Genomic DNA, 13,166 nt, shown 5'->3' with positions numbered 1-13,166 from the left:
CGGCAGGATTCCCCAGTCTTGCCAGCGACTGATGGGTAACAGGTGACGTAAACCACCAAGATTCCCCCGTACCCCTTGGCCGACCGTGACAAGGACCCGGGCGCCCCACGGGCCCCACGGCATCGCGTGGGGGCCGTGGGCGGGTCAGTTCTTCGGCGGGTCGATCATCTGGAGAGCGAGGGTGGCCGGGGGCGGGGCGATGCCGGGGCCTCCGGCGGCCGTCCAGGCGAGGATGTCGTCGAGGGAGTCCTGGTCGAGGGTGAAGGCGACCCAGGCGGCCCGGCCGCCGCGCCGCCGGCCCTCGGTGGAGGGCTGGACGACGACGATGTTGGCCTGGGCGCAGGGGCCGAGGCAGTCGCTCGTACGGACGGAGAGCCGGCCGCCGGAGGCCGCGGCGGCCTCCCGGAGGCGGGCGAGCTGTCCGGCGTGGTCGGTGCCGGGGTTCTTGCGGGCGTCGCCGCAGCAGCAGCCGCGGCAGACGACGAGAGAGCAGGGGCGGGCCCCGTAACGTATCGGGACCGGGGTCACGCGCGGCCGTCCGGGGTCGTCGCGGGGGCAGGGCTGTCGGGCGTGGTCGCGGCGGCGCGGCCGTCCGGGGTCGTCGCGGGGGCAGAGGCTTCCAGGGTGATCTCGGCGACCGGGGCGACCGTGCCGAGGCGCGGGAAGTCGAGGTCGACGGAGGCGCGGTGTTCGTCGGCGGTCAGCGCGCTCATGGCGTCCTCGGCGAAGACGAGGTCGTAACCGAGGTCCCCGGCCGCGCGGGCGGTCGACTCGACACCCAGGTTGGTGGCGATGCCGCCGAAGACCAGGGTGGTGGCGCCGAACCCGGTGAGGAGTGCATGGAGTCCGGTGTCCTGGAAGCCGCCGATGGTGCGCTTGACGACGACGGGCTCGCCGTCCCGGACGAGGTCGGCGACGAGGCCGCTGCCGGGCGGCTGGACGTCGACGTTCGGGCGTTCGACCCGGATGTGGACGACGGGCGCGCCGGCGGCCCGGAAGGTGTCGGCGAGCCGGGCGGCGGCCGACAGGACGTCGGTGCCGGGGCGGGGCGCGAGGGGCAGCGCGACGATGCGTTCCATGAGGTCGACGAGGACGAGCGCGGTGCGGCCGGAATCGAGTGCGGGCATGGGAGCACCGTAGCGGCCGCGATGATCACCCTGGGGTGGTCGTGGGTGTGATCCGGCCTACGGCGGGAGCCGCCGAGGGGGTCACCGCGGTCCCCTCCGTCCCGGGATCCCCGTCCGCGTCACGGGCGCGGCGCTTCGCGATCACCGCGCACACCATCAGCTGCATCTGGTGGAAGAGCATCAGCGGGAGGACGGCGAGGGCTGCCTGGGCGCCGAAGAGGACGCTCGCCATCGGCAGTCCGGCCGCCAGGCTCTTCTTCGACCCGGCGAACTGGATCGCGATCCGGTCCGCCCGGCCGAAGCCGAGGCGCCCGGCTCCGTACCAGGTCAGGGCCAGCATCGCCGCGAGCAGGACGGCCTCGGCGGCGAGCAGCAGGCCGAGCCGGGCCGGGGTCACCAGGTGCCAGATGCCGGCGACCATGCCCTGGCTGAAGGCGGTGTAGACGACGAGGAGGATCGAGCCGCGGTCGACGTACCCGAGGACCTTCTTGTGGCGGACGAGGAAGCCGCCGACCCAGCGCCGCAGGAATTGTCCGGCGAGGAACGGTACGAGGAGCTGGAGCACGATCTTCATGAGCGCGTCGGCGGAGAGGCCGCCCGCGCTGTTGCCGAGGAGGAGTGCGGCGAGCAGCGGGGTGAGGACGATGCCTGCGAGGGAGGAGAAGGAGCCCGCGCAGATCGCGGCGGGGACGTTGCCGCGGGCGATCGAGGTGAAGGCGATGGAGGACTGGATGGTGGACGGCACGAGGCAGAGGAAGAGGAGGCCGCTGTAGAGCTGCGGGGTGAGCACGGTGGGGACGAGGCCGCGGGCGGCGAGTCCGAGGAGCGGGAAGAGCAGGAAGGTGCTGCCGAGGACGGTGAGGTGGAGCCGCCAGTGCTTGAGGCCGTCGAGCGCCTCGCGGGTGGAGAGCCGGGCGCCGTAGAGGAAGAAGAGGAGGGCCACGGCTCCGGTGGAGGCGCCTTCCGCGACGTGGGCGGCGCCGCCGGACGCGGGGAGCAGCGCGGCGAGGCCGACCGTGCCGAGCAGCGCCAGGATGTACCCGTCGACGGGGAGCCAGGACGGCAGCCGGAGGGCGCGGCGCGGTAGGCCGGGGCGGCTTCGGCGCGGGGTGGGGGCGGGCGTACGGGCGGTCATGGGCTCCACTGCTCTGTGCTCGGCGAGAGGGTGTCCCGCGCCTTTCCATCCTGGCCCAGGGCTCGGTGATCGGGAATCCCGTACAGGGCTCTGACTGTCATCGTGTTTCGCGATAAGCAGGTCGCGGAGGCGTTACGGTCGTCCTGTGTACGAGCCCACCCATCTCCGCACCTTCCTCGCCGTGGCCCAGACGCTGAGCTTCACCCGGGCCGCGGACCGCCTCGGGCTGCGGCAGTCGACCGTCAGCCAGCATGTGCGGCGCCTGGAGGAGGCGACGGGCCGGCCGCTGTTCACCCGGGACACCCATCGGGTGGCGCTGACCGAGGACGGGGAGGCGATGCTCGGTTTCGCGCGGACGATCCTTCAGGCGCACGAGCGGGCGGCGGCGTACTTCGGTGGGACGCGGCTGCGCGGGCGGCTGCGCTTCGGGGCGTCGGAGGACTTCGTGACGACCCGGCTGCCGGAGATCCTGGAGTCGTTCCGGCGCGAGCACCCGGAGGTCGACCTGGAGCTGACGGTCGAGCTGTCCGGCACGCTCCAGGCCCGGCTCGCCGCGGGCCGGCTGGATCTGATCCTGGCCAAGCGGCGGGGCGGGGAGAGTGAGGGGCGGCTCGTGTGGGAGGACTCCCTGATCTGGATCGGGGCGCCCGGGCTCCGGCTGGATCCCGACCGTCCGGTTCCGCTCATCCTGTACCCGCCGCCGGGGATCACCCGGGCGCGGGCCCTCGAGGCCCTGGAGGCGCAGGGCCGGGCGTGGCGGATCGCGTGTACGAGTTCCAGCCTGAGCGCGAACGTGGCGGCGGCCCGTGCGGGCCTGGGCGTGATGGCGCACACGCGGGGTCTGGTGCCGCCCGGCCTGGTGCCGGTGGCGGGGCTTCCGGAGCTCGGCGACGTCGGCTTCGTGCTGCGCGCGGGGCGCCGGGGCGGGGCGGTGCAGGAGGCGGCGGACGCGCTGGCGGAGGCGATCCTGGCGGGCGGCGACCGGCTGCACCGGCCGGGCTGAACGGGGCCGGAGCGGCCCGTGCGCGCCCTGCCCGGGCCGTGCGCAGGGCTGTCGCGGTGGCGGGGGCATGCCTCGTGGGCGCCCGCCCCCGGCCGCGCGGGCGGGCGGGGGTGAGCGCCTGCGGGCCCTGGCCGGGCGGCCCCGCACGTGCAGGTGCGGTGCCTCGCCGGGTGGCGGCCCGTGAGCGGCGCGTACAGATTCCGTGGAGATTCCCGCCCGGTGGACGTACCGAGCGGTCGGTAACGCCCCCGCAGCACCCGTGACTTGACTCTGCCACCCACCCTGACCTGTACGAACACGGAATGTCCCGGCTTGGTGAAGGCCCTCCCGCCGGGCAGTGCCGTGGGGTACCGTCACCCGCGCTGTACGGAGCGCTACAACGAGCTTTTCCAGCCATCGAGCCGTCGAGGAGCAGGTCAGTGCGCGAGTTCACCGTGCCGCCCGTCGAGGCGGCGCCTCAGGTCGGCGGTCTGGCGGACGCCGTGTTCGAGCGTGCCCTGACTGAGCCGGACCGGATCACCTTCGGCCGGAAGGGTCCGGACGGCGCGTGGCGGGACGTGACGGCCGGACGGTTCCGGGACGAGGTCCTCGGCCTGGCGAAGGGGCTGATCGCGGAGGGCGTGCGGTTCGGCGACCGGGTCGCCGTCATGGCCCGCACCCGCTACGAGTGGACGCTGTTCGACTTCGCGCTGTGGGCGCTGGGCGCACAGCCCGTGCCGATCTATCCGACGTCCTCCGCCGAGCAGGTCTTCTGGATGCTGCACGACTCCGAGGTCACGGCCTGTGTGGTGGAGCACGAGGACCACGCGATGACGATCGGTTCGGTGGTCGACCGGCTGCCCCGGCTCCAGCGCCTGTGGCAGCTGGACGCGGGCGCGGTGGCCGAGCTGACGGCCGCCGGGGCGGACATCGACGAGGACGTCGTGCACCGGCACCGGCGGGCGGTGACCCCGGAGACGGTGGCGACGGTCATCTACACGTCGGGGACGACCGGCCGCCCCAAGGGCTGTGTGATCACCCATTCCAACTTCATGTTCGAGACGGACATGCTGGTGGGCCGCTGGGAGTCGGTGTTCCGTTCCCGGCCGGGCGAGGAGGCGTCCACGCTGCTGTTCCTGCCGCTCGCGCACGTCTTCGGGCGGATGGTGGAGGTGGCGGCGGTCCGGACCGGGGTGAAACTGGGCCATCAGCCGGTGATGGCCGCGGCGGAGCTGATCCCGGACCTCGCCGCCTTCCGGCCGAGTTTCGTGCTGGCCGTTCCGTACGTCTTCGAGAAGGTCTTCAACGCGGCGCGGCGCAAGGCGGAGCGGGAGGGGAAGACGGGCCCGTTCGACAAGGCCGTGGAGGTGGCGGTCGCGTACGCGGAGGCGCTGGAGCACAAGGCCTTCGGTACCGGTCCCGGGCCTTCGGCGGCGTTGCGCGTGCAGCACCAGTTCTTCGAGAAGACGGTGTACGCGAAGGTCCGCGCGGCCCTCGGCGGAAGGCTCCGGCACGCTATGTCGGGCGGTTCGGCGATGGACCGCCGGCAGGGGCTGTTCTTCGCGGGTGCGGGGGTCACGGTCTTCGAGGGGTACGGCCTGACGGAGTCCTCGGCCGCCGCGACCGCGAACCCGCCGGAGCGGACCCGGTACGGCACGGTGGGGCAGCCGGTCCCGGGGACGACGGTGCACATCGCGGAGGACGGCGAGGTGTGGCTGCACGGCGGCCAGGTGTTCTCCGGCTACCTCAACGCCCCCGAGGCGACCGCCGCCGTCCTCAACGACGGCTGGCTGGCGACCGGGGACCTGGGCTCCCTCGACGAGGACGGCTATCTGACGATCACCGGGCGCAAGAAGGAGATCCTGGTGACCTCGGGCGGCAAGAGCGTCGCGCCGACGGGCCTCGAGGAGCGGGTGCGGGCGCATCCGCTGATCGCCCAGTGCATCGTCGTCGGCAACGACCGGCCGTACATCGCCGCGCTCGTGACCATCGACCAGGAGGCGGTGGAGCACTGGCTCGCGATGCAGGGGCGTGCGCCGCTCGCGCCGGCGGAGCTCGTACGCGATCCGTCCCTGGAGACGGAGATCCGGCGGGGGGTGGTGGCGGCGAACACGCTGGTGTCGCAGGCCGAGTCCATCCGTACGTTCCGGATCCTGGCGCATCCGTTCAGCGAGGAGCACGGGCTGCTGACCCCGTCCCTGAAGCTGAAGCGGAAGGCGATCGAGCGGGCGTACGCGGCGGAGGTCGCGGCGCTGTACGGCTGAGCCGCACGCCCGGGAGGCGAACGACGCCCGGGAAGGCGACCCGGCGCGGTGCGCGGCCCGAGGCGGCGAACGACCCGGCGCGGCGGGCGGACCGGCGCGGCGGGCGGCCAGAGGCGGTGCGCGGACCGGCGCGGCAGGCGGCCAGAGGCGGCGGGCGGAATGCGAGACGCCCCCGGATCGTTGAAGCTGGGAGCAGTAAGACAGGACCCGCCACAACGTAAGGATCCCCTCCACGTGAGCACGGACAGCAAGGTTCCCTCGGTCACCCTGAACAACGGCGTGCGGATGCCGCAGCTGGGCTTCGGTGTCTGGCAGGTGCCGGACGACGAGGCCGCCGCGGCCGTGGCGACCGCCCTGGAGGCCGGCTACCGCTCGATCGACACCGCCGCGATCTACGGCAACGAGGAGGGCACGGGGCGTGCCGTGGCCGCGTCCGGGATCGCCCGCGAGGACCTGTTCGTCACCACCAAGGTGTGGAACAGCGAGCAGGGCTTCGACTCGACGCTGAAGGCCTTCGACGCCTCGCTCGACAAGCTGGGTCTCGACTACGTCGACCTGTACCTGATCCACTGGCCGGTCCCCTCGAAGGACGCGTACGTCGACACCTACCGCGCGTTCGAGAAGATCTACGCGGACGGGCGCGCCAAGGCGATCGGCGTCTCGAACTTCCTCCCGGACCACCTGGAGCGGCTGATCGGCGAGACGTCGGTCGTGCCCGCCGTGAACCAGATCGAGCTCCACCCGCAGCTCTCCCAGCAGGCCTCCCGCGAAGCGCACGCCGCGCACGGCATCGCGACCGAGGCGTGGTCGCCGCTCGGCTCGGGCAAGGGGCTCCTGGACGTGCCGGCGATCGTCGCGATCGGCCGCAAGCACGGGCGGACCCCGGCCCAGGTCGTGCTGCGCTGGCACCTCCAGCTGGGGAACGTGGTGATCCCGAAGTCGGTCACCCCGTCCCGTATCCGGGAGAACATCGACGTCTTCGGCTTCGAGCTGGACGCCGAGGACCTGGCGGCGATCGCCGCCCTCGACGAGAACCGCCGACTGGGCCCGAACCCCGCGGAGTTCGGCGCCTGACGGGTTGACGCCCCCGACGGGTCGCGTGACGGCCCCGAAGGGTCTCGCGTGACACCGGTCGCGCTCCGGCGGTCGTGACGAAGACGGCGCCGAGGTCCACCCGGACCTCGGCGCCGTTGTCGTACCCCCGGCATAGAGTCGGCGGAGGACCGTGAAGCAGTGGGCCGAGCGGCGAGCGAGGGAGTCGACGCGGTGAGTGGTGGGTCTCCGGTGCCCGTGGAGGAAGGCCTCTACCGGGTGCGGAACGTGGCCAGTGGGCTGCTCCTCGAGGTGTACGAGGGGTCGAGCCGCAGCGGTGCCAACGTGCAGCAGGGCACCGAGAAGGGCACGCCGGGCCAGCACTGGCAGATCACCTCCGTGCCGAACGGCGGCGGGCTCTACCACCTGGTCAACGCAGCCAGCGGCAAGCGGCTCGACGTCGCCAACGCGTCCACGGAGAACGGCGCCAACATCCAGCAGTGGAAGGCGAACAACTTCGGCGCGCAGGAGTGGATCATCGAGCAGGACCTCCAGTCGCCGGGGACGGTGGCCCTGGTGAGCTTCATCAGCGGGCTGTTCCTGGAGGTCGCCGACGACTCCAAGGAGGACGGCGGCAACGTACGGCAGTGGGAGGACACCGACTCCCCGTTCCAGTGGTGGCGCTTGGAACCGGTGTCCTGACCCGCCGGTCACGACCGGTCACGCCGGTCACACCGGTCACGGCCGGTCACGGCCGGTCACGCCGGTCACGGCTGGTCACGGCCGAGGGGTGTGGCGGTCCTCAGCCCTTGCGCGCGGTGTGGACCGTGCGGGCCGCGAGGTAGAACAGGTCCGTGCGGTGGTGGAGCGACATCGCGTCGGCCGGGTCGAGGAGCCGGTCGAGCATCGCGCGGTCGTCCGCGTCGAGCCGGTCGCCGAAGCCGTCCCGGACCCGGCCGAAGTGGGTGAGGGCCAGTTCCCGTACGACCGGGGACACCGGCGCGGGAACGTCGGTGAGGAAGGTGCGGGTGCCGGCGGGGGTGAGGCCCGCGTCGGCGAGCAGGGCCCGCCAGTCGTCCGGCTCGTCCTTGTGCCCGGGGGTCTCGGCGCGCATCTCGGCGAACCGGTCGGCGTTGGCGGCGTCGAGGCGTGCCTCGAGGCCGGGACGGCCGAAGCCGATGTGCCAGGGCAGGTGCCGGGCGGGCAGCCCGCCCTCGACGAGGACCATCAGGCCGCCGGGGTTCAGCAGGCCCGCGAACTCGACGAGGGCGGCCCGCTGGTCGCCGATGTGGTGCAGGGAGTTGCCGGCCCAGATCACATCGGCCCTCCCCAGCTCGGCGATGCCGTCCGGGAGTTCGGCGTGGAGCGTGGAGACCCGGGCGCCGAGGCCGTGTTCCCCGGCGCGTTCGCGGGCGCGGACGAGGAGTTCGGGGCTGCCGTCGACGGCGACCGCCTCGGCCGCCGGGAAGGCCTCGGCGAGGACGCCGGTGACGACACCGGGGCCGCTGCCGACGTCGAGGACCCGGCGGACGCCCTGCGCGGGGGTGAGCGTGCCGAGCCAGGCGGCGGCGTCCGCATAGGCGGCGCTCTCGGTCTCCGCCTGTCGCTCCAGGAGCGGGGCGATCGCGTTCCAGTCGAGCGGGGCGCCGTCGTGGTGGGAACCACCGTGGCCGTGCCGGTGGCCGGAGGTGTGCGGGTCTCCGGGAGTGTGCTGGTGGCCGTGCGCGTCGCCGTGCGTGTGGCCGTGGTGCGTTGCGGTGTGCTGGCTCATGGGTCCAGCGTGCGTCGAGTCGGCCGCGAGCGCGAGAAGCGTTGCCGTTCCGGCAAGAAAATCGCTCCTGTGTTGCCCGTATCGTCATACTCGGCGGGTCGTGACCCGCCGCGTCACGCCCCGGCCCGGTGCTCCTGCGGGCTGACGCCCCTGACCCGCTTGAACGCGGCGCTCAGCGCGAAGGCGCCGCTGTAGCCGACCTGCCGGGCGACGGACTCGACGGTGGCGTCGCTCTCGCGCAGCAGATCGGCGGCGAGCGCGAGCCGCCAGCCGGTGAGGTACGCCATCGGGGGCTCGCCGACGAGTTCGGTGAAGCGTCGGGCGAGCGCGGCCCGGGACACGCCCGTCTTCGCGGCGAGCGAGGCGACGGTCCAGGGGTGGGCGGGGTCGTCCTGGAGCAGCCGCAGCGCGCGGCCGACGACCGGGTCGCCCATGGCCCGGTACCAGGCGGGGGCCTCGGCGCCCGGCCGGGAGAACCAGGCGCGGACGCCGGAGATGAGCAGCAGGTCGAGGACCCGGTCGAGGACGACGGTCTGGCCGGGTTCGTCCCGGGCGATCTCCTCGCCGAGGAACGGCATGAGGGGGCAGTTCCACGCGTCGGCGGGCAGGTGGAGCAGCGCCGGCAGGGCGTCGAGCAGCCGGCGGCCGACCTCGCCGTCCATGCGGTACGTGCCGACGAGGACGGTGGTCCCGCCGTCGGGCGCGTTGCCCCAGGTGCGGACGCCGAGCCGCATGCGGTCGGCGAGCGGCTCCCCGCTGAGGGTGGTGCAGACGCCGTCGGGCCCGATCACGGCGGTGGGCGGGGCGTCGGGGGTGTGGGCGACGGTGTACGGCTCCGGGCCCCGGACGATGGCGATGTCCCCGGGCCGCAGCACCACGGACTCGCCGGAGTCGGGTACGACCCAGGCCTCGCCCTCGGTCACGCACATCACGCAGATCGGGGCGGCGTCCTCGATGCGCACCGACCACGGCGGCTCCATGACCATGCGGAGCAGGAAGGCGCCCCGGGCGCGGGGTCCGTCGAGGAGTCCGGCGAGTGCGTCCATGGGTCACCAGGGTAGGCGGGCCGGTGAGACGGAGACATAGGGGTGTGAGACGGCGGAGCATGGGCGGCGGGCGCCGTGGGCGGGAGTCTTGACCCATGACGAAGCAGACGAACGACACGCGGACCGAGCAGGGCATCGACGAGCAGAGCGCGAACGGGCGGGGCGCGAACGGGCAGGGCATCGACGAGCAGAAGGCGAACGAGCAGAGCGCGAACGGGCAGGGCGCGAACGGTGAGAGCGTGACCGTCCTGGTGACGAGCGCCACCGGCAAGACCGGGCGCCGCGTGGCCGAGCGGCTCACGGCGCGCGGGGCGACCGTCCGCGCCGGGTCCCGTTCCGGCTCGACGCCCTTCGACTGGGAGGCCCCGGAGACCTGGGGCCCGGCGCTGCGGGGCGCGGACGCCGCCTACGTGGCCTACTACCCGGATCTCGCGGCGCCCGGCGGGGTCCAGGCGATGGAGACCTTCGGCCGGCTGGCCGCGGAGCACGGCGTACGGCGGCTGACGGTGCTGTCCGGGCGCGGGGAGCCGGAGGCGGTCGTGGCGGAGGAGGCGCTGCGCGCGGCGGCCGCCGGGGTGGAACTGACCGTCGTACGGGCCGCGTTCTTCGCGCAGAACTTCTCCGAGGGACTGCTCGCGGAGGGCGCCGCGGAGGGCGTGGTCGTCTTCCCGGCGGGTGACACGGCGGAGCCGTTCATCGACCTGGACGACCTCGCGGACGTGGTCGTCGAGACCCTGACGACGGACGGTCACGCGGGGCGGGTGCACGAGCTGACGGGGCCCCGTCCGATCGGCTTCGCGGAGGTGGCGGCGGAGATCTCGCGCGCCTCGGGGCGTCCGGTGGCCTACCAAGCCGTGTCCCCGTCCGAGTACGCGGGGATGCTCACCGGGTTCGGGCTTCCGGCGCCGGAGGCCGAATGGCTCGCGGCCCTGTTCGCGACGCTCCTCGACGGCCACAACGCCTCGGTGACGGACGGCGTGAAGCGGGTCCTGGGTCGCGAGCCGCGGTCCTTCGGCGCGTTCGCGGACGCGACCTGGGCCGGCGAGGGGGCCTGAGCCCCCGGCCCGCGGGTGCCGCCTCAGCCCTGCCGGACGAAGCGGGCGAGCCGGTACCGGGGATCGGCCCGGGGACGGTCCTGGTCCGGGAGGGCGGCGAGAGCGGTGGCGAGCGTCTCGACGGCCGCCGCGTCACCGGGGAACCAGGAGGCGAAGTACCCGGCGCGCAGCTTCCGCACGGTGTCGCGCGGGGTGGCGCCCTGGCCGTGTCCCGTGAAGCGGGTGCCGGGGGCGGGTGCGAGGCCGTGGGCGGCGGCGGACCGGGTGATGAGGTCGGCGCGGTCGGAGGCGGCCCCGGCCGAGCGGTACGGGCGGAGGACGCTGTCGATGTCGCTGCCGACGTCGTGGGCCGCGTCCTTGTCGACGGTGGCGATGAGGACGCCGCCGGGGCGCAGGACGCGGGCGGCCTCGGCGACGATCTCCGCCGCGAAGGGGACGAGGTGCAGCAGCCAGACGGCGCTGACCGCGTCCAGGGAGGCGTCGGGGAGCGGCAGTCGCCGGGCGTCGGCGCGGACGACCCGGCCGGGTGCGCGGCCGTCGGCGACCCGCAGCATGGCGTGGGCGGCGTCGGCCCCGTAGACGCGCAGTCCGGGCCGGGTGAGCCGTTCGGTGACGAGGCCGGTGCCGCAGGCCAGGTCGAGCAGGGTCCGGGCGCCGGGCGGCACGAGGCCCAGGACGGCCTCGGCCGCGGCGGCGGCCCGGGGCACCCCACCCCGGGTCCTGTCGTAGTGCGCCGCTTCGGTCTCGTAGTCGAGCAGGGTCTCCGGCATGCCGTCGATCGTACGAGGGGCGTGACCGTACGGGGGGCGGGAGGCGGATGGGCGTACGGAGGGCGGCCCGGACGGAGGGCGGCCCGGACCGAGGACGCCCTGACCGAGGACGCCCGGACGGAGGACGGTCGGACGGAGGACGGTCGGACGGAGGACGGTCGGACGGAGGGCGGTCGGCGGCTGACCGTACGTCAGGCGGCGCCGTGGCCCGGGGCGATCCCCTCCACCCGCTCGGCGAGCCCGAAGTCCTTCTCCGTGACGGCGCCGCCGGCGGAGTGGGTGTTCACGGACAGGGCGACGGTGTTGTAGCCGAGGGTGAGATCCGAGTGGTGGTCGAGCTCCTGCTGGATCCTGGCGACGTGGACGACGAACGCGGTCGCCGCGAAGTGGTCGCCGAGCCGGTACTCGCGGGTGAGCCGGTCGGCCTCGACGGACCAGCCGGGGAGCTCCCGCAGTCGGTCCTCGATCTCCTTCTGCGACAGCGGCTGTGTGGGCACGGCGGTGCTCCCTCCGGTCGGGTGGCGCGGGTGACGGACAGAGGTCCCCGGGGGAAACTACCCGGGTCCCCCTCTGGGATACCGTCTGGCCATGACAACGGTCGTGAACGACACGGGAGTGGGACCACTGCTGCGAGGCTGGCGCGAGCAGCGGCGGCTGAGCCAGCTGGAGCTCGCGCTGCGTGCGGACTCCTCGGCGCGGCACATCTCGTTCGTGGAGACGGGCCGCTCCCGGCCGAGCGAGGAGATGGTCCTGAGGCTGGCCGAGCACCTGGATGTGCCGGTCCGCGAGCGGAACGCGCTGCTGCTGGCCGCCGGGTACGCGCCGCGGTACGAGGAGTCGCCGCTCGACGCCCCGCGCCTGGAGACGCTGCGGGCGGGCATCGAGCAGCTGCTGCAGGGGTACGAGCCGTATCCGGCGCTCGTGGTGGACGGTTCGTACACGGTGGTGGCGGCGAACCGGGGCATCGGGCTGCTGCTGGACGGGCTGCCGGAGCATCTCCTGACGCCGCCGCTGAACGCGATGCGGATCACCCTGCACCCGGAGGGGCTCGCGCCCCGGATCAGGAACCTGCCGGAGTGGCGCGGGCATCTGCTGCACCAGATGGAGCGTCAGATCGGTCTGGCCCGTTCGGAGTCGCTGCGGGCGCTGTACGCGGAGGTGACGGCGTATCCGCCGCCGCCGGGCTCGGTCGACGACGACGAGGTCGGCGCCCCGGGGCCCGAGGAGGTGTACCCGTACTTCGCGCTGCCGCTGCGGATCGAGCACGACGGGCGGGTGCTGTCGTTCGTGTCGTCGATCTCGACGTTCAACACCCCGCTGGACGTGACGGTCGCCGAGCTGGCCATCGAGACGTTCCTCCCGGCCGACCCGGAGACGGTCGCGTACCTCCAGTCCCTGCCGCCGCTCAGCGGCTAGCGGCGACGGCCCGGAGCGCCGCCCACTGCGCGAGGGCGAAGCCGCCGACGGTGGCCGCCTGGAGGGGCGTCCACACCAGCCCGGCGGTGGTCGGCTCCAGCCAGGCGACCAGGGCGACGATGCTGAGGACGGCCCAGACCGCGTTGATGTCGACGACGAGCTTCACGCCGAGCGCCGGGGGCTGCGGGCGGCTCGCGAGCCAGGCCACGCCGGCCGCGTACACCGCGAGCAGGATGCCCAGTTCGAGCAGCAGGCCCGCGTCGATGCCGAGGAACTCCCCGAGCGGGCCGGAGGCGAGGGCGTAGGCGATCCCGTTCGCCCCGGTGACGACGGCGTCGAGGGCGAGGAACCGGCGCACCGCGGACTGCGGACGGGTGGTACGGGCGAGACCGGCGAGCAGGGCCTGGGACATGGCGGATCACCCTCCATGGGGGACGTTCGCGCTGATGGTGGACCCGGAGCCCGAGCGGAGTGCGCCGCCCGGGTTCCGGTGTCTCCGAGCATGCCGGGCGGGCCGGAGGGGGTCGATTACCTGGGAGGTAATGCGCCCTCGCCGCCGGTCGTCGGC

Annotated in this window: 14 protein-coding genes; 6 read left to right on the top strand and 8 right to left on the bottom strand. The window is 73.8% G+C overall.

Features of this window, described 5'->3' with window-relative positions; genetic code table 11:
* Positions 1-144 precede the first annotated feature (144 nt).
* From ACFQ79_RS12055 to ACFQ79_RS12045, 3 genes are read right to left on the bottom strand one after another with little or no spacing between them, the layout of a single operon-like run.
* Entirely contained in the window at positions 145-528 is a 384-nt protein-coding gene (locus tag ACFQ79_RS12055; protein ID WP_383581839.1) for a (2Fe-2S) ferredoxin domain-containing protein, read from the bottom strand.
* Positions 525-1,127 (bottom strand): isochorismatase family protein, encoded by a 603-nt coding sequence (locus ACFQ79_RS12050; protein WP_383581836.1) that lies wholly within the window; start codon positions 1,125-1,127, stop codon positions 525-527. The genes ACFQ79_RS12055 and ACFQ79_RS12050 overlap by 4 nt, the downstream gene beginning before the upstream one ends.
* A 25-nt stretch (positions 1,128-1,152) precedes the next feature.
* Entirely contained in the window at positions 1,153-2,262 is a 1,110-nt protein-coding gene (locus ACFQ79_RS12045) for a bile acid:sodium symporter family protein (RefSeq protein ID WP_383581834.1), read from the bottom strand.
* Between the two features lie 145 nt (positions 2,263-2,407).
* Between ACFQ79_RS12045 and ACFQ79_RS12040 the strand changes: the two genes are divergently transcribed.
* From ACFQ79_RS12040 to ACFQ79_RS12025, 4 genes are all read left to right on the top strand, one after another.
* Entirely contained in the window at positions 2,408-3,265 is an 858-nt protein-coding gene (locus tag ACFQ79_RS12040) for a LysR substrate-binding domain-containing protein (protein ID WP_356554058.1), read from the top strand.
* Positions 3,266-3,684: 419 nt separating this feature from the next.
* On the top strand, positions 3,685-5,508 hold the full coding sequence (locus ACFQ79_RS12035; RefSeq protein WP_383581831.1) for an AMP-dependent synthetase/ligase: 1,824 nt from the start codon (positions 3,685-3,687) through the stop codon (positions 5,506-5,508).
* A 285-nt stretch (positions 5,509-5,793) separates the two neighbouring features.
* A complete protein-coding gene (locus ACFQ79_RS12030) occupies positions 5,794-6,582 on the top strand; it encodes an aldo/keto reductase (protein WP_383581886.1) in 789 nt (262 codons plus the stop codon).
* Between the two features lie 192 nt (positions 6,583-6,774).
* Positions 6,775-7,242, top strand: coding sequence for an RICIN domain-containing protein (locus tag ACFQ79_RS12025; RefSeq protein WP_383581829.1), 468 nt, complete (start codon positions 6,775-6,777; stop codon positions 7,240-7,242).
* A gap of 100 nt (positions 7,243-7,342) precedes the next feature.
* On the opposite strand, the gene ACFQ79_RS12020 is transcribed toward ACFQ79_RS12025, so the two are convergent.
* Entirely contained in the window at positions 7,343-8,311 is a 969-nt protein-coding gene (locus tag ACFQ79_RS12020; RefSeq protein WP_383581826.1) for a class I SAM-dependent methyltransferase, read from the bottom strand.
* Between the two features lie 113 nt (positions 8,312-8,424).
* On the bottom strand, positions 8,425-9,357 hold the full coding sequence (locus ACFQ79_RS12015; protein WP_383581823.1) for a cupin domain-containing protein: 933 nt from the start codon (positions 9,355-9,357) through the stop codon (positions 8,425-8,427).
* Between the two features lie 95 nt (positions 9,358-9,452).
* Between ACFQ79_RS12015 and ACFQ79_RS12010 the strand changes: the two genes are divergently transcribed.
* Positions 9,453-10,412 carry an NmrA family transcriptional regulator gene (locus tag ACFQ79_RS12010; protein WP_383581821.1) on the top strand — a complete coding sequence of 320 codons (960 nt, stop codon included), beginning with the start codon at positions 9,453-9,455 and terminating at the stop codon, positions 10,410-10,412.
* 23 nt (positions 10,413-10,435) lie between these two features.
* On the opposite strand, the gene ACFQ79_RS12005 is transcribed toward ACFQ79_RS12010, so the two are convergent.
* Positions 10,436-11,182 (bottom strand): class I SAM-dependent methyltransferase, encoded by a 747-nt coding sequence (locus tag ACFQ79_RS12005; protein WP_383581818.1) that lies wholly within the window; start codon positions 11,180-11,182, stop codon positions 10,436-10,438.
* 191 nt (positions 11,183-11,373) lie between these two features.
* On the bottom strand, positions 11,374-11,679 hold the full coding sequence (locus ACFQ79_RS12000; protein ID WP_383581815.1) for a 4a-hydroxytetrahydrobiopterin dehydratase: 306 nt from the start codon (positions 11,677-11,679) through the stop codon (positions 11,374-11,376).
* 91 nt (positions 11,680-11,770) lie between these two features.
* On the opposite strand from ACFQ79_RS12000, the gene ACFQ79_RS11995 reads away from it, so the two are divergent.
* Entirely contained in the window at positions 11,771-12,598 is an 828-nt protein-coding gene (locus ACFQ79_RS11995) for a helix-turn-helix domain-containing protein (protein ID WP_383581813.1), read from the top strand.
* On the opposite strand, the gene ACFQ79_RS11990 is transcribed toward ACFQ79_RS11995, so the two are convergent.
* Positions 12,588-13,010 (bottom strand): hypothetical protein, encoded by a 423-nt coding sequence (locus ACFQ79_RS11990; protein ID WP_383581810.1) that lies wholly within the window; start codon positions 13,008-13,010, stop codon positions 12,588-12,590. The two genes, ACFQ79_RS11995 and ACFQ79_RS11990, sit on opposite strands and share 11 nt — an antisense overlap.
* Positions 13,011-13,166 lie beyond the last annotated feature (156 nt).

This window comes from Streptomyces sp. NPDC056480, assembly GCF_042795405.1.
Taxonomy (GTDB): domain Bacteria; phylum Actinomycetota; class Actinomycetes; order Streptomycetales; family Streptomycetaceae; genus Streptomyces.
Note: the sequence above shows the minus strand (reverse complement) of the source record. Positions and strands in the feature narration are given on the sequence as shown.